Origin of the sequence: Bulleidia sp. HCP3S3_C9 (assembly GCF_052064035.1) — a bacterium.
Taxonomy (GTDB): domain Bacteria; phylum Bacillota_I; class Bacilli_A; order Erysipelotrichales; family Erysipelotrichaceae; genus Bulleidia.
In genome coordinates, this window is record NZ_JBQHWJ010000051.1 from 1 (window position 1) to 17,767 (window position 17,767).

Genomic DNA, 17,767 nt, shown 5'->3' on the forward strand with positions numbered 1-17,767 from the left:
AAGAATAGACAAATTGCAGAGAAATCTGCTCTTTTTGTCGTATTTGAAATCCATTCTTTATCGTAGATGTAAATTTATTAAATTTTCTCTTGACTTAAGTTATCAAATTTTCTTGTGCTGAAAATGTTCCATATTGGGCAAGTATCCTTGTATATTGCTGAAGACTCATAAAACAAGTCATTCACAATATACGCAGCCTGGTATATGCTAAAATGCGCACGAAAATTGGCAGGGACGGGTTCTCTGTATACAGATAAGAGCAAGATGAAGAAGGCATAAGACGAAGAGAGGCTTTTTATAAAATGAAAATGAAAAATTATGAAGAAAACATATATTCTTTAGGTGAGACTGTAACAGGACAGACACAGGCTATGTCACAGGCCGTACAAAAAACACTGGAAAATAATGGCGGGGTAGGTATAATGACAGGATCTTATGACCAAAACCTGTCTATTTTGTCTGTGGATAATCTGCTGTTGCATAGTACAGGATATACATTCGATACTTTCGTGGAACACACAAAAGGCTCATTGAGAAACTTCTTTTATGACGAGGAAGATATACTGGAGCGAGACCGTTTTTTGCATCTTCACGGAACAGGGGAAGCACAGATCCTTGCAGCAGACGGTACAGTGAATAATGTACGGCTTTGTAAAGAGGATGCGACAGATGAGGCGGGCAGACAGATCTGGGTTATGTCCGTACAGGTCAACTGGGATCATGTAAATTTGGCACTGCTTAATGAGGCTATCTATTCCAGCTTCTGGTATTTTGACTGTGACGAAAACAGTGAGATTGTGAATGTAAACTGGAGTCATGAATTCCGAAAAATGCTCGGCTACCATGACACTCTTGACTTTCCGAATAAACTGGAATCCTGGTCAGATCTTCTGCATCCACAGGATAAAGAAAGAGTAATGGTGCAGCTTCAGGCGGCAATTAAGGATAAGACGAACCAGATAAAATACCGGGTAGAGTATCGTATGAGAATGAAGGATAATCAATACCGGTGGTTTCGGGCATCGGCGGAAGTAATACGCCGTCTGGATGGTTCTGCCAGCAGGATTGCCGGGATTTTTATTAACATTGATGCGGAGAAAAAAGAAATTATGCAGGCACAGAAATCTGCTGCTTTCCACCGGGCTTTTACGAAAGCAGATCTGTGCGAGTATTATGTGAATCTGGAAGCGAATACTTTTGATACCTTTAAGGTTGAACCGTCCCTGATGACCATCTTTGAACAGAGTCATACTTGGGATGAATTGATTTGGCATTTTGTGGATTCCTATGTTGTGGAGACAGATAAGAAGGCGGTATCCTCTTTTTACGACCGTGGTTATATTGCAGAAAGGCTGAAGGGTCTGGAAACCGAATTGTCTTTAGAGTGCCGCATCACTCTGAATGGAGAAGAACGATGGGTCCGCAATGTGGTCATACGTGGCGAAATAGAGGATTCAGAATATGCCATGATCTTTCTGCGTGATATCACAGAGGCAAAGGTAGAGAGCGCACGGCATCTGCAGATGGCAGCGGATAAAGCTTCCATGGAGCAGCTGATTCAGAGTATTGTGCGTCTAGTTGACCGCTTTGTTGTCTGTGATCTGGAAAATGACAGATATGAATTCTACAATCTGAATGGACAGATGATATATAAACCTCTGGGATTTTATCATGATTTTCAGATGCAGGTTCTTGAAAAATATAAGACACTGGAACCATTGGAAGCTATAGATATCCTGATTGCCCCGGATAATATTCGGAAGAAACTGAAAAGTGAAAATGACATTTATAAGTTTGAGTATTGCAGTCTGGATGAAAAGACTTATAAAATCGCTTCTTATATTCCCTTGGAATGGAAGAATGGAAAGCTGGAAAAGGTATTGCTGGCATCCATGGATGTGACACAGGAGAAGAAAGCAGAGATTGAATCCCGTCAGGCACTGAAAGAGGCTTACCGGTCCGCAGAAAATGCAAATCGTGCGAAAACAGAATTCCTTTCCAATATGTCCCATGATATCCGGACACCAATGAATGCGATTGTGGGTCTGACGGCAATCGCAGGAGCAAATGTTGAGAGCAAGGATAGAGTCATTGAATGCCTCGGCAAGATCACAGAATCAAGCCACCATCTGCTTGGGCTGATCAATGAAGTATTGGATATGGCACGTATTGAAAGTGGAAAAATGACACTGGCACAGGAAGATTTCAATCTGTCAGAGCTGGTAGATAATCTTATTACACTTACGAAACCGGTGCTTGATGAACATAAACATAATTTTGATATACACATCAATCATATTGAACATGAGGCTGTCTGTGGTGACAGCTTGAGGATTCAGCAGGTATTTGTGAATCTGATGAGTAATGCGATCAAGTATACACCGGATGGTGGAAATATTACTTTTTCGATAGAGGAAAAACCCAATGGATTTTCAGAACTTGGATGCTATGAATTTACGATTGAGGATAATGGAATCGGTATGTCACCGGAGTTCCAGGAAATCATGTTTGATCCTTTCAGCCGTGCAGATGACCATCGGACAACCAGAGTTCAGGGAACCGGTCTTGGAATGGCAATCAGCAGAAATATTGTGAACCTGATGAATGGCACTATTAAAGTGGACAGTACCTTGCACAAGGGAACTAAAATCACAGTAACAATTTATCTGGAGCTTCAGGAAAAAGAAAAAGAACAGGACAGAGATCTGATGAATCTGCCGGTTCTGGTTGTGGATGATGATAAGACGTGCTGTGAAAGTACAATTGCCACACTGAAAGAAATCGGTATTACAGGTGAATGGGTTCTTTCTGGCAAGGAAGCTGTTGAACGTTGTTATGCACGTCATGAGCTAAAAAACGATTATTTTGCTGTTATCTTGGATTGGAAGATGCCGGAGATGGATGGTATAGAAACTGCAAGACAGATCCGGAAACGGATTGGGAAAGAGATTACCATTATTGTACTGACATCCTATGAATTCAGTGAAATTGAAGAAGAGGCAAAGACGGCAGGTGTAGATGCTTTTATTGCAAAACCGCTGTTCCGTTCCCGACTGACGGCTACACTGCGGCAGTTTACTTCAGGCAGAAAAGAAAATACAGCGAGAAATTATCTGGAGAAACTGTCAGAAGCAGATTATACAGGAAAAAGGATTCTGCTGGTTGAGGATAATGAGTTGAACAGAGAAATTGGTGTTGAAATTTTGAAGATGACAGGGGCAGAAGTGGAAACAGCAGAAAATGGAAAAATCGCAGTTGAAAAAGTGGAAGCTTCTCCGAAAGGTTCGTATGATCTTATTTTTATGGATATCAAAATGCCTGTCATGAATGGTTATGAGGCAACTGCAGCAATCAGGAGCCTTCCTGGTGAAAAGGGGAAACTGCCTATTGTTGCCATGACTGCCAATGCTTTTGCAGAAGATATACAGCTGGCCAAAAATACAGGCATGAATGGACATATCGCGAAACCGCTGGATATGAATAAGTTGAATGATGTTCTGGAAAACTGGCTGTAATTGTCTTCCTGGATGCATGGGAAAAGCAGATAGGAAATATAGAGAGGATTTTGTTATGACGGAAACTAAATATTTATTTCCGAAGCAACCGCAGTCCATGGCAGAAACCCTGTGAGGGTTAATAACCACTTATAAAACTTTGGCTTTTAAATTCCTGTTTATCGCACTGTTTAAAAATATAATCCGTTAACTTTCTTATCCATGAAGAAAGCTGGCGGATTTTTTGTGCTTTTTGACGTGGCAATGGGGGGGTACTCTCATTGCTTAAAAAAATAGTATTAAAAAATGTTATAAGCAAGGAAAATGAGTAAAGAATTGTATTATATTGTTTGCACATATTTGAGTAATGAAAAAAATAGAACTTTGTTTGCTCAAAGAATAAGTGAAAAAACTGTGGTTTTGAGCGTATTTTCTAAATGCAACTGATAATATCGTAATAGTTGCTGGAAGCAATCGTATGCTTGATTATAAAATAGCAGCGAAAAGAGAGGTATTTATATGAAGTATAGTTTTGTTGGGGTTATTATTTGGGGAATTGTTTTGCTGATTGGATTAGCTGTGATTGCTGGTTTTATTACTTTATTGTTTTTTGGCATCAAAGCATTAAAGAAATACTTAAATACAAAAGAAGTCAGAGAAGAAAAAGCAACAATTAAAAAGAGTCTTGGGGAAGTTATTAAGCAACATCGAGAAGAATGTAAAATGACACAGGAATTTGTTGCGGAAGCAATCGGTGTCAGCCGTCAGGCAGTATCTAAGTGGGAAAATGGAACTTCAGATCCAAGTACATCTAATTTAATTGCGATAGCGAAGCTGTTTCATATTACACCAGAAGAATTATTGAAAGAGGTATTATAACGAATAATGAAGAAGAAGGTTTTGCTAATTAGTGCTGTTGTGATCGTGACTATATATGTGTTTACTTATTTTGGTGGATTTACTACGGGTAAATCATTAGATGTAAATGAATTTAAGGCGTATGCAAAAAGTGTTGATGAAATCTCTATTCCACAAGAATACAACATTATTGCTTTAGGTGAAGCAACACATGGAAACAAAGAATTTCAACAGTTAAAGTTAGAAGTATTCAAAAAACTTGTAGAAGAGCATCGTGTTCACAGTTTTGCTTTAGAAGGTGATTTTGGCGGGTGTGAAGAAGTGAATCAATATATTCATGGTGGAGAAGGAACACTGAAAGAAATTGTTCAAAAGATTGGCTTTCAAATCTACAAAACAGAAGAAATGATGCAATTGATTGAATATATGCGGGAATATAACGATGATGCTGAAGAAGATGAACAGCTGAATTTTTATGGTTTTGATATGCAGAGAATTACATATTCTTTTGATACGTTGAAAAAAGAATGTATTGCTGAAGGAATTGATTTATCATTTTTGGATTATTTCATCATAGATGGTCAATGGAATCAAAATTATAGTTATGAAGAGAAAAAAGATTTACTGATGAAATTAAAAAAGACATTAGAATTGAAAGAGTTTAATGGTGATTCGATTCATTTTGTAGATGTGTTATTACAGAATGTTGAAGTTTTACATAGAAAAGATACTGATGGAAGCTTATTAAGAGATCAGTATATGGCTGAAAATGTTTCTTGGATTTTGCAAAAGGAACAGCAAAGAGGAAATGATTGTATTTTCATCAGTGGACATAATGAACATGTTGCAAAATGGGGAAGTTATGACTCTATGGGGAAACTGTTATCAAATCAATATAGATATTATGTGATTGGAACAGACTTCTATAAGACAAGATGCAATTTACCTGAAGGAAATCATAAACGTACCATACAGACATTTTATTCACATGATTCATTAGCTAAAACAGCGAAATTAGCCGGCTTTAAAATGTGCTGGATTGATTTTTCTTCTCTTGAAGAAGGTACAGAAATTAAAAGGTATGCAGATGCATATACCTATATGGGAACACTAGGAGAAAGCTACTCTATCATGAATCGATTCCTTCCTCCTAGCTATCGCATGTTTCAGCCACCCACAACGCTTTATGACAGTATGATTTATGTCTCAAATGCATCACCAACAAAGATTATTGAATGATTATTGATTTACATGTTACAAAGGAACTATAATAAACATGTTGAAAAATGGGGAGCTGAGTGGCTGAGAGTAGGTTCGACCTTGACCCTGAAACCTGATTTGGATAATGCCAACGTAGGGATGATATCTTTATTGTATGTTAGCTGCAGATTAGGTTTTTCTGCAGTTTTTTGTTTTTTGATCAGAATATGGCGGCAAATTGGGGGCACCACCTTATGTCGCATTAAAAAAGTAATGCAGGAAGGAGATAGAAAATGAAAACAGCATTAACAATCGCTGGAAGTGATTCCAGTGGAGGCGCTGGTATCCAGGCGGATATCAAAACAATGTGCGCAAATCACGTATTTGCGACGAGTGCAATTACAGCACTAACGGCACAGAATACATTAGGTGTTACAGGAATTATGGAAGTAACACCAGAATTTCTTGGAAAGCAGCTGGATGCAGTCTTTACAGATATTTATCCAGATGCTGTGAAGATTGGAATGGTTTCTAGTTCTGATCTGATTCGTATGATTGCTTCAAAACTACAGGAATATAAGGCAGCTAATATTGTTGTGGATCCGGTGATGGTCGCAACAAGCGGTGCAAAACTCATTAGTGATGATGCAATTGAAACATTGAAAAAAGAATTGTTGCCTTTAGCAACAGTCATTACACCAAATATTCCTGAAGCAGAAGTTTTAGCGGATATGAAGATTGCAAATGAAGAAGAGATGATTATCGCTGCTGAAAAAATTTCTAAGAAATTTGGATGTGCAACTCTGGTAAAGGGTGGTCATCAAATCAATGATGCAAATGATCTGTTGTATAGGGATGACGCATATACATGGTTTCATGGAAAACGTATTAACAACTCTAATACACATGGAACAGGATGTACATTATCCAGTGCTATCGCATCCAATCTTGCAAAGGGATATGATTTGGATACATCCGTAAAACGTGCAAAGGATTATATTTCTGGAGCATTAAATGCGATGCTTGATCTTGGCAAGGGATCTGGACCAATGGATCATTCATTCGCGATTGATAATGAATATGCAAAGGAGAATGTTCAATGAAGAAAACTTCTTTGTTTGAAAATGCATTGATCTGGTTTGGTGCAGGTGTTTCTATTGCAGAAATACTGACAGGTACATATCTTGCACCTTTAGGATTGAAAAATGGTATTTTAGCCATTGTGGCTGGACATGTCATTGGCTGTATCTTATTGTTCCTGGCTGGTGTTATTGGTGGAAAAATGCGCTTAAGTGCGATGGATTCTACAAAAATGAGCTTTGGACAGAAAGGCTGTCTTTTGTTTGCAACACTAAATGTATTACAGCTGGTTGGATGGACAGCAATCATGATTTATGATGGTGCACTTGCGGCAGATGGTATTATGCATACAGGTGCATGGATCTGGTGTTTGATTATTGGTATCTTGATTCTTGTGTGGATTGGTGTTGGTATTACAAACCTTGGAAAAATCAATACAGTTGCGATGGTTGCTTTATTTGTTTTGACTTTAATGCTTAGCAAATTTATCTTCTTTGATGGAAACAGTGCAGTTGTATGTACAGAAGCAATGACGTTTGGTGCAGGTGTTGAACTTGCAATTGCGATGCCTTTGAGCTGGCTGCCTTTGATCAGTGACTATACACGTGAAGCTAAAGATCCTGTGAAGGCTAGTTTAGTTAGTAGTATTGTGTATGGAATCGTTAGCTGCTGGATGTATTTGATTGGTTTAGGTGCGGCATTATTTACAGGAGAATATGATATTGCACAGATCATGTTGAAAGCAGGTTTAGGTATTGCTGGATTATTGATCATTGTATTCTCTACAGTTACAACAACATTCCTGGATGCTTATTCTGCAGGTATTTCTAATGAATCTATCGTGTCAAAGTGGAATGGAAAACACGTAGCAATGGTTGTAACTGTTGTTGGTACAATTGCGGCAATTGTATATCCAATGGATAACATTACTGATTTCCTGTATTTGATTGGTTCTGTATTTGCTCCTATGATTGCAATCCAGATTGCTGATTTCTTTATTCTAAAGAATGATAAAAGAAATGCAGAATTTGATGTACTGAATCTTGTATTATGGCTTGTCGGATTTGTTGTATATCGCTGTTTTATGCAGATTGATACACCTGTTGGAAATACAATTCCATGTATGATCATTACAATTCTGTTAAGTGTTGTAATTCACAAGATTATCAAAAAGAACAATTAAAATATAGATTTATGAAAAAATGAAAAAGGATGGAATGGAATTCTTGAAAATGGACTTTATTTCGATCCTTTTTATATTGACGGTACATATTTGCTTCAGTATAGTTGAAGTATCAAAGGCAATGACGAAGAGCGCTGTTTTGCTAAGAAGCTAATAAGAGAGTCCGACATTTGGTGAAAGCGGATAGTGGAAACAAAATCAGTAAATCACTTCTGAGCTTGTATGCTGAAATATAGTAGGTATACACGTAATAAATCACGTTACAGGTTTCGGACTTGTTGGAGTCTAGTAGAGTGGCATAGTTTTCTATGCAAATTGAGTGGTACCGCGGATATCAGATTCGTCTCATGTTTTGGGATGAATCTTTTTTTGTGTACTGGAGGGAAAAAGAAATGAAATTAAACAAAAAGAATATGGTGGTTATCAGTTTTATGTTGTTCTCACTGTTCTTTGGAGCTGGAAATTTAATCTTTCCACCATTCTTAGGACAAAATGCAGGGGAACATACGTTTACTGCGATGGCTGGCTTTTTATTAACGGCGGTTGTATTGCCAGTGCTTGGAGTCATTGCCGTTGCTAGATTTGATGGATTAGATAAGTTAAGTGGAAAAGCTGGAAAACGTTTTGCATTCATATTTACAGTATTGATTTATCTTTCTATTGGACCTGGTCTAGGTATTCCGCGTGCAGCTTCTGTTCCGTTTGAAATGGCGGTTTCACCATATTTGCCAAACGATGCAAATCGTACGCTGTGGATGGTTTTATACTCTGCTCTTTTCTTTCTTGTTGCGTTATGGCTGTGTTTGAATCCTGGAAAACTTGTACAGCGTATTGGGAGGGTATTAACACCTAGCTTATTGATTTTGCTTGTTCTTTTGTTTATCAGTTTTGTGACAAAAGGAAATGTCAATGTTGCTCCTGCCTTAGATAGCTATCAATCTTCTGCATTTTTAAAAGGTTTTACAGAGGGCTATAACACAATGGATACCATTGCAGCATTAAACTTTGGTCTAGTGATTTCAACAACACTTGTTTCGTTTGGATTAAATGAGAAGAAAGATCGTATTACACATACTGTGTATGCTGGTATATTTGCAGGCAGTATCTTAGCAATTGTATATATCATGCTTTCATATATGGGAATGTGTTCTTCTGGTGTATATGCAGTACAGGAAAATGGTGCATGGACATTGAGGTGTATTGTGCAGCAGGTGTTTGGTGATGGAGGTGCAGTTCTTTTGGCAGCAATCTTTACATTAGCTTGCTTAACAACCTGTGTTGGTTTAATTAATTCCATTTCTCAATTCTTTTCTATCTTATTTAAGAAAATATCTTATAAAGTATGGGTCATTGCTATCGTCTGCTTCTCATTTTTAGTATGCAACCTTGGATTGAATGTGATTTTGAGTATTTCTGTACCTGTGTTGAATATTGTGTATCCAGTTTCAATTGTTCTTATTTTATTAGGTTTAACAGATACACTGTGGGTGGATCATCCATATGTATATCCATTTACAGTTTTAGGTACTGCAGTATTCAGTGTGCTTCATACATTGGATACATTAGGAATTACATTTGGAGTATTTTCTGATGCGTTGAAAATGATTCCTTTATATAGTTCTGGATTTGGGTGGGTGATCGTTGCAAGTGGTATGATGCTTGTAAGTATCCTTGTTGATAAGATGAAGAATATTCATGCATCTGAAACACAGAATGCGTAAATACGAAAAAAATCCTTTTTAAAATGAGAATTGAATTCTTGGATTTTGTATTGAAATTGTGCATCAACAAGCGTATAATCGTAACGTTTTAAGCGATAAGAAAGAAGGTGCACGTATGGATTATCAGAAGGTTATTAATATTGCGGTGATTGCTCACGTAGATGCTGGTAAATCAACTTTAGTTGATGCGTTTCTTAAGCAGTCTCATGTCTTTAAGGACAATGAAAAAGTAGTTGACTGTATCATGGATTCAAATGACCTTGAACGTGAAAGAGGCATTACAATTTATTCTAAGAACTGCTCCGTACAGTATAAAGATTACAAGATCAACATTGTGGATACACCAGGCCACGCAGATTTCTCAAGTGAAGTTGAACGTATCATTAAGACAGTAGATACAGTTATTCTTCTTGTTGACTCTGCAGAAGGTCCAATGCCACAAACACGTTTCGTATTACAGAAATCATTGGAAAATGGTCTAAGACCAATCTTATTGATCAATAAGATGGATAAGCAGGATGCTAGAGCTACAGAAGTTATTGATGAATGCTATGACTTAATGCTTGAACTTGATGCTACAGATGATCAGTTAGATTTCCCAATTCTTTATGGTTGTGCAAGAGAAGGTATTGTTCGTTATGACTGGGAAGATACAAACACAGATATCGTTCCATTATTCGAAACAATTACACACCATGCACAGGCATATCCAGACTTAACGAGCGAATCATTGCAGATGCAGATTACAGCATTGGCATATGATGACTATATCGGCAGATTAGGTATTGGTAGAATTTATAAAGGTACATTAAAAGCTGCAACAACATACACTGTATGTAATGCAAATGGTGATGCACCACATCAGGGAAGAACAAACCAGATTTTCGTATATAAAGGATTGTCTAGAGTCAGTGTAGATGAAATCCAGTCTGGTGAAATCTGCATGATTTCTGGTATTTCCGATATCAATATTGGTGATACTTTATGCCCAGTTGGAGAAGCAGATCCACTTCCAGCAATCAAGATTGAAGAGCCAACACTTTCCATGAACTTCATGGTAAACGACTCTCCATTTGCAGGACAGGTTGGTAAGTTTGTTACTTCTCGTAATATTAGAGAAAGACTTGACCGTGAATTACAGGTTAACGTTGGTTTGAAGGTTGAAGATACGGATTCTACAGATACATTTAAAGTGTCTGGTAGAGGTGAATTGCATTTAACAGTTCTTCTTGAACAGATGAGACGTGAAGGATATGAAATTGCAGTATCTAGACCAGAAGTTATTTTGAAGAAGATTGATGGTGTTACGTGTGAACCAGTTGAAGAAGTTGTGATTGATGCACCTAATGAATATAGCGGGGCTGTTATTTCTGCATTGAATGTTCGTAAGGGCCTTTTAAACAACATGGAAGATGTTGGTACATATACAAGAATTACATATATGGTTCCAACTAGAGGTCTGATTGGTTTTAGAAGTGACTTCATTAACATGACACATGGTGAAGGTACAATGGTACAGCGTCTTGCTGACTATGAACCTTGGAAGGGTGAAATTCCACAAAGAGAAAATGGTGCTTTGATTTCTACAGAAACAGGTGGTGCTATGACATATGCTCTTTGGAATATTCAGAATAGAGGTCAGTTGTTTATTGGCGCACAGACTCCAGTATATGAAGGTATGATTATTGGTGTATCTGCAAAGAACATGGATATGACTGTTAACCCAATCAAGAACAAGAAGATGACAGCTGTTCGTTCTACAGGTAACGATGAGGCAATGAAACTTGTTCCACCAAAGGTATTAACATTGGAACAAGCAATTGAATTTATCAATGATGATGAATTGGTTGAAATTACACCAACAGATATTCGTGTTAGAAAGAAGTATCTCACAGCAATTGATCGTAGAAGACACGCTAGAGAGCTTGGAAAGATTGAAAACGAATCTGATGAATAAGAAGACGGTAGAAATATCGTCTTTTTTTATTAATTCTTTAAGTAAACAATGTGCTGTTATGTTAAAATAATCACATATGGAAGAAAATAAGTGTGCCATTTTCCTTGCAGATGGCTTTGAAACATGTGAGGGATTGATCGTAATTGATCTATTAAGAAGAGCTGGTATTCACATTGATATGATTTCAATGAATGAAACGCTCACTGTTACAACATCGCAGAATGTAGTCTTACAGGCGGAAAAACGATATACAGATATTGATCCTGAAGACTATGATGTTTTGATTTTACCGGGTGGTAAAGTCGGCACAAAGAATCTAGAATCTGTTGATTCTTTAAAAGAGGCCATAAAAATGCACTATTCAGAAGGAAAGCTGACATGTGCAATCTGTGCTGCGCCATCTATTTTTGGCCATTTAGGTATGCTGAAAGGGAAACGTTATACATGTTTTCCAGACTTCGATGGTGCGTATGGTGGAACATATATGCAGGAATTGGCGGTTACGGATGGAAATCTGATTACTGCCAGGGGTATGGGTGCTACTTTAGAATTTGCTAGAGAAATCTTAAAGCAGTTGATTGATGAAGAAGCAATGAAAAAAGTACAACATGGCATTCAATATGAACATTCATTCCGTAATGAATAAATTGAGGAGGATACACTATGGAAAACATGTTTTCAAATGATTCAAGACAGTTTAAGTTTGATGTGCTTGTAGCATTATGTCGTTCAGCAAGCAAAGGGGAAGTTGATGAAGATGAAATTCAGGCATATGCCCACAACCTGGTTTCATTGTCATCTCCTAGAGTTAGATGCTGCGTATATAAAGAAAGAGAAGTATTAAGACAGAGAGTTAGACTTGCAATGGGCAAGAATGCTTCTGAAGAAGGTGAACACGCTAAGGAACAGATCGTTCAGGTGATTGATGCTGCATGTGATGGATGTACGATCAAGAAAGTTCGTGTAACAGATAACTGTCGTAAATGTATGGCAAAGAGCTGTATGGCAGCGTGCCGTTTTGGTGCAATGCATATGGGTGTATATCATTCTGAAATTGACTATAAGTTATGTAAAGAATGCGGAGCATGTGCAAGAGCTTGTCCTTACAATGCCATCGTAATTACTGAAAGACCATGCTATGCACATTGCCCAGTACAGGCAATTGGCTGGGATGAAAATAATCTTTGTAAGATTGATGAAAAGAAGTGTATTAACTGTGGTGCATGTGAAAATGCCTGCCCATTTGGTGCAATTGAAGATAAGAGCATGGTGCTTCCTGTAATGAATCATATTCGTGAAGGCAAGCGTGTATATGCAATTGTTGCACCAAGTATTCAGGGACAGTTTGAAAATACAAGCTTGGCACAGGTTATGAAGTCAGTTGAAATGATTGGCTTCAAGGAATGTGTTGAAGTGGCTGGTGCTGCTGATGCAGTTGCAGTGACAGAATACAAAGAATTGAAAGAACACAAGGAAGCTGGTGTTCCATTGACAACTTCCTGCTGTCCTGCATTTGTAAATATGCTAAGAATTCATTTCCCACAGGTATATGAAAATAACAAGAGTTCAACATTATCACCAATGCAGGCTTGTGCGAAGAAAATCAAGGCAGATGATCCAGATTGCGTCGTAGCATTTATTGGACCATGTATTGCTAAGAAGAGCGAAGTATTAAGTTCTGATCTTTGTGATTATGCAATTACATATGAAGAATTAGCTGCAATGTTTATTGCTAAAGGAATCAACCCTGCAGATGTTGAAGTTAGTCCACTTGAAAAGTATGCTTCTAACTATGGCAGAAACTTTGCACATTCTGGCGGTGTTGCTGCTGCAGTTGTTCAGGCTGCAAAGGAAGCTGGTGATCCAGTTGCTTATAATGCAGTTATTGCAAATGGTGGATTTGAATGCAAGAAGCAGTTACTCTTAATGAAAGTCGGCAAGTTCAATGGTGACATCTTAGAAGGAATGAACTGTGAAGGCGGATGTATTGCTGGGCCTGCCTGTATGACAGATGCAGCTACTGTTAGAGGTAGAATGACTAAGGAAAACCTTCAGACAGACAAGAAAACAATTGAACAGTCAGTTGAATTGTTTGATATGAAAGATTTTGATATTGAAATCAAAAAGAATGCAGAATAAACTGATAACCGTGGACACTGTTCACGGTTATTGTTTAAGTGAAGTTTATGGAAAAGAAATTAAACTTAAAAGAGCTGAAATGGGTTCATCAGCCAGATCGATTTGTTGTAAGAGAAGATAAGATCATTATTGAAACAGAGCCACATACTTCTTTGAATTTACTTGGAGGAAGTGCAGAAGGAGTAGAAATGGAACTCGTTCCAACGGGAAACTTTCATTTTTCAATCCGATGTGATTTCCAGTATAAAAATACGTTAGATCAATGTGGAATTGTTTTATACGATCAGCATGGTAGAAAATTGATTGTTGGTTGTGAGATGATGGATGGTGAAGTATCTAAAATCGTTGTTCGTGTGAATCATATGGATGGAACAGATCGTTCGGAAAGAGAAATTGGATCTGGAATACAATGGTTGTATTATCGTATTTGGCTGAGAGGTGGTATTGTTAGAGTGCAGTACAGCTTCAATGGAAAACGATATTCAGACTTGAGAGAGTTTGTCATAGGAAATGATGAAGTGAAACTTGGTATTTATGCATGCAGCCCAAGAAATTCATCATTTGATTGTATATTTTCTGAAGCAATATTAGATGAGGAAGTGAAAGTATGAGTGAAGTAGAAAGATTGATTCGTTATTGTAAAGTGGATACACAGAGTGATCCAGACAATGAAAATGTAACACCAAGCAGTGAAAAACAGTTCAATCTTGCTAAGATGTTAAAGCAGGAATTAGAAGAGCTGGGGTTAGAAGATGTAACTTTAGATGAACATTGCTATGTTTATGCATGGCTTCCTTCTAATGTAGAAGGTGCAGCAAAGACTGTTGGTTTCATTGCACATATGGATACAGCACCTGATTTTTCTGGAACAAATGTGAATCCAAGAATCATTGAAAACTATGATGGCAATGACATTGTGTTGAATGAAGCAATGGTTACAAAAGTAGAAGATTTCCCTGAATTAAAAGCATTGAAGGGAAAAACACTGCTTGTCAGCGATGGTACAACACTTTTAGGTGCAGATGATAAAGCTGGTATTGTCAGCATTATGGAAGCACTTGTATATCTGAAAAATCATCCTGAAATCAAACATGGTCGTATTGCGATTGGTTTTACACCAGATGAAGAAATTGGCAATGGTGCAAAATATTTTGATATTGAAAAGTTTGGCGCAGATTTTGCATACACAATGGATGGTGGAACAGTTAGAGAAATCAGTGATGAAACATTTAATGCTGCAAGTGCAACGGTAACATTCAATGGTTTTTCAATTCATCCAGGTTCAGCTAAAAATAAGATGGTCAATGCTGGTTCTATTGCTTGCAGCTATCAACAGTTATTGCCAGAATATGCACGTCCAGAACATACAGAAGGTAGAGATGGATTTATTCATTTATGTGGTATGCAAGGCAGCACAACACATGCTGAATTGAACTATATTATCCGTGATCATGATCGTAATAAACTGGAAGAAATGAAAGGCTGGATGCTAAAGGCTGTTGATTTCGTTAATGCGATGCATGGTGAAGGTACATGTTCTATTGAAATCAAAGATGCATATCACAATATGAAGGAAGTACTGGATGAACATCCAGATGCAGTAAAATATGCTTTCCAGGCATATGATGAATTAAGCATTACACCATTACATGAACCTGTTCGAGGCGGTACAGATGGTGCGGAATTATCTTTACGTGGACTTCCATGTCCAAATCTTGGTGTCGGTGGAGGCAATTTCCACGGTCCGTATGAATATTGCTGTATTGAAGAATTACAGCAGGCTGTAACTGTTATTTTAACGATTGTTCAAGACGTAGCAAAGGGAGAATAATTATGATCTGTACTTGTACAATGAATCCATCTTTAGACTATTACCTTGAATTTGATGAAAATATCAAAAATGGGAAATTAAATCGTTCTAATCTTGAATACTATGAAGCAGGTGGAAAAGGGATTAATGTTTCTATTGTTTTAAATAACCTTGGTATTCCAACAAAAGCTTTTGGCTTTATTGGTGGTTTTACGAAAGACTTTTATATTTCTTTGCTTGCAAAGTATGAGAATATTCATCCAAACTTTACGTATACTGATGGTCATACAAGAGTGAATGTGAAGCTTCGTGGAAAAGATGAAGTGACAGATATTCACGCAATGGGTCCGTATATTACACATGAAGATATGCAGAAACTTGTGAAAAAGACGGAAAGTATGTATGAACAGGATTATTTTGTTTTAGCAGGTAATACACAGGAATGGTTAATTGATGAAACAGAAGAAATGCTGAAAAAATTAATCAGTGAGGGTGTAAAGGTTTCATTGGATACAAATGTCAAGATCATGCAGGATATGCTGCAGTATAAGCCATTTTTATGTAAAACAACGAGTAAAGAATTAGAAGAAATTCTGAATATTAAAATTGAAAATGACCAACAGGCAATTGATGGGGCAAAAAAGCTGTATGCACTAGGTGCAAAACATGTCATTGTATTAACAGATACACTAGCAATTCTTGTGAATGATCATGGTACATTTACATGTGAATTCCTGGATCAGGATTCTGTTGTAAATACGGTTGGTACTGGGGATTCTATGATTGCGGGATTCTTGATGAATTATTTGAGAACAAAAGATTCTTATGATTCATTAAAGTTTGGGGCATCCTGTTCAAGTGCAACTGCATACTCTAAAGGATTGGCAACGCGCGAAAAAATTGATGCAATCTATCAGAATACAGTTGTACAGAAGATTGATTGAGGAAAATTAATGAAGAAAATTTTAATTAGTTTGTTAGCAGTGGGAATGTTAGTCGGCTGTTCTACACCAGCTTCCAGTAGTAAAACATCTTCTACTTCTGTTACGCAGAAAGATGAAAAACTGACGATTACAAGTAATGTCGAGCTTGTTTCAGTAAAAACAAATTTAGAAGGATATAAATGGGTTGGAAGTGAAATAGGTGATTTTAAGGAAACATCTTTAAAAGAGACAATTCGTTTGTTCTCTGAAAAGGGTACAGGAATTGTGTATTATGGATATGTTGGCTGTCCTTGGTGTGAAAGAGCACTTCCTGAATTGAATCAGGTTGCTTTAAAGTATGGCGTTCCTATCTACTATGTAGATGCATCTATATCTCCGGATCACGATGACTATATAACACTAACAAATGATTTTGGGGACATTCTGAAAACAGATGAAGAAACTGGAGAAAAAGAAATGTATGTGCCTATGGTTGTAGGTATTAAGGATGGAAAAGTCGTTGGCAGTCATACTGCTTTGGTTGACAGTTTTGAAATCAAAGATGAAACTTCTCAAATGAATGACAAACAGAAAAAAGAATTGCAGGACATTTATACAGATATTATTTTGAAAGTTGCTGATGAATAGAAAAATATTAATCGTTTTCATATGTGTATTTCTTTTATGTGGATGTACTTCAAATGTATCAGAGAAAGATAACAACGGCCTTTTTAAAGATGAATCCATTAAAGTGAGTGAAATTCATGACTCTGATATAAAAGAATATGAATTTTTAGAAGATGATGATCCTGCATTTATTGAGATCAGTTTTAAAGATGCGTGTAAGTTTTTTAGAAACCAATGGAGTGGGATTATATATTTTGGACATGTAGGCTGCCCTTGGTGTGAAAGAGCAGTTCCTGTACTGAATGAAGTTGCTAAAAAAGCAAACATTCTTGTTTACTATGTAGATGCAGCAAAAGATGTTGGAAAAAATGATAATGAATCAGACAAACTGTTCGAAGAAATGAAAGGGTATATCTCTGATAGCTATCGAGAAGATGAAAATGGAGAATTAACATTTTTTGTGCCGAATGTGATTGGCGTAAAAAACGGAGAGCTTGTTAATTACAAATCGGGATTACCTGACAGTTACGACATTAACGAAAAAAATCAGATGAGTGATGCGGAAAAAAATGAATTATATAAAAAGTACGCAGAAATCTTTCAAAAAGTATACGGAAAATAGCAAAAACTGAAGTAAAGATACAAATTCGGCATGGACAAAGAAAGGCGCTCCAAAATTGGATGAGGTGTCAAGAAATTGATTTTCAAATAACATGAGGAATTGAAAGAATTTCAACACCTCAAACAACTTGAGCGACGAGAAGTACATATGGTG

14 protein-coding genes, 1 riboswitch and 1 other annotated feature are annotated in these 17,767 nt (G+C 37.1%); all 14 genes read left to right on the plus strand.

The window, feature by feature from the left end; genetic code table 11:
- Positions 1 to 308 precede the first annotated feature (308 nt).
- Entirely contained in the window at positions 309 to 3,515 is a 3,207-nt protein-coding gene (locus ACTND6_RS08660; protein WP_441023670.1) for a response regulator, read from the plus strand.
- Between the two features lie 498 nt (positions 3,516 to 4,013).
- A complete protein-coding gene (locus ACTND6_RS08665) occupies positions 4,014 to 4,373 on the plus strand; it encodes a helix-turn-helix domain-containing protein (protein WP_178176696.1) in 360 nt (119 codons plus the stop codon).
- Between the two features lie 6 nt (positions 4,374 to 4,379).
- Positions 4,380 to 5,591, plus strand: a complete 1,212-nt coding sequence (locus ACTND6_RS08670) for an erythromycin esterase family protein (protein WP_441023671.1) — start codon at positions 4,380 to 4,382, stop codon at positions 5,589 to 5,591.
- 38 nt (positions 5,592 to 5,629) lie between these two features.
- A riboswitch (TPP riboswitch) is annotated at positions 5,630 to 5,729 on the plus strand.
- Positions 5,730 to 5,845: 116 nt separating this feature from the next.
- Complete coding sequence (gene thiD, locus ACTND6_RS08675) at positions 5,846 to 6,655, plus strand: bifunctional hydroxymethylpyrimidine kinase/phosphomethylpyrimidine kinase (RefSeq protein WP_441023672.1); 810 nt, start codon at positions 5,846 to 5,848, stop codon at positions 6,653 to 6,655.
- Positions 6,652 to 7,815, plus strand: a complete 1,164-nt coding sequence (gene cytX, locus ACTND6_RS08680; RefSeq protein ID WP_441023673.1) for a putative hydroxymethylpyrimidine transporter CytX — start codon at positions 6,652 to 6,654, stop codon at positions 7,813 to 7,815. The genes thiD and cytX overlap by 4 nt, the downstream gene beginning before the upstream one ends.
- A 112-nt stretch (positions 7,816 to 7,927) precedes the next feature.
- Positions 7,928 to 8,166: a binding site (T-box leader), on the plus strand.
- A 41-nt stretch (positions 8,167 to 8,207) separates the two neighbouring features.
- Entirely contained in the window at positions 8,208 to 9,536 is a 1,329-nt protein-coding gene (gene brnQ, locus ACTND6_RS08685; protein ID WP_441023674.1) for a branched-chain amino acid transport system II carrier protein, read from the plus strand.
- 115 nt (positions 9,537 to 9,651) lie between these two features.
- On the plus strand, positions 9,652 to 11,493 hold the full coding sequence (gene typA, locus ACTND6_RS08690) for a translational GTPase TypA (protein WP_178176701.1): 1,842 nt from the start codon (positions 9,652 to 9,654) through the stop codon (positions 11,491 to 11,493).
- A gap of 76 nt (positions 11,494 to 11,569) precedes the next feature.
- Positions 11,570 to 12,139 (plus strand): DJ-1 family glyoxalase III, encoded by a 570-nt coding sequence (locus tag ACTND6_RS08695; protein WP_441023676.1) that lies wholly within the window; start codon positions 11,570 to 11,572, stop codon positions 12,137 to 12,139.
- 17 nt (positions 12,140 to 12,156) lie between these two features.
- On the plus strand, positions 12,157 to 13,632 hold the full coding sequence (locus ACTND6_RS08700; protein WP_441023677.1) for a monomeric [FeFe] hydrogenase: 1,476 nt from the start codon (positions 12,157 to 12,159) through the stop codon (positions 13,630 to 13,632).
- A gap of 47 nt (positions 13,633 to 13,679) precedes the next feature.
- Positions 13,680 to 14,243, plus strand: coding sequence for a DUF1349 domain-containing protein (locus ACTND6_RS08705; RefSeq protein ID WP_178176704.1), 564 nt, complete (start codon positions 13,680 to 13,682; stop codon positions 14,241 to 14,243).
- Complete coding sequence (gene pepT, locus ACTND6_RS08710; RefSeq protein WP_178176705.1) at positions 14,240 to 15,463, plus strand: peptidase T; 1,224 nt, start codon at positions 14,240 to 14,242, stop codon at positions 15,461 to 15,463. The genes ACTND6_RS08705 and pepT overlap by 4 nt, the downstream gene beginning before the upstream one ends.
- A 2-nt stretch (positions 15,464 to 15,465) precedes the next feature.
- On the plus strand, positions 15,466 to 16,386 hold the full coding sequence (locus ACTND6_RS08715) for a 1-phosphofructokinase family hexose kinase (protein WP_441023678.1): 921 nt from the start codon (positions 15,466 to 15,468) through the stop codon (positions 16,384 to 16,386).
- Between the two features lie 9 nt (positions 16,387 to 16,395).
- Positions 16,396 to 17,013, plus strand: a complete 618-nt coding sequence (locus tag ACTND6_RS08720) for a hypothetical protein (RefSeq protein ID WP_441023679.1) — start codon at positions 16,396 to 16,398, stop codon at positions 17,011 to 17,013.
- Positions 17,006 to 17,614 (plus strand): hypothetical protein, encoded by a 609-nt coding sequence (locus tag ACTND6_RS08725; protein WP_441023680.1) that lies wholly within the window; start codon positions 17,006 to 17,008, stop codon positions 17,612 to 17,614. Before ACTND6_RS08720 ends, ACTND6_RS08725 begins: the two co-directional genes overlap by 8 nt.
- Positions 17,615 to 17,767 lie beyond the last annotated feature (153 nt).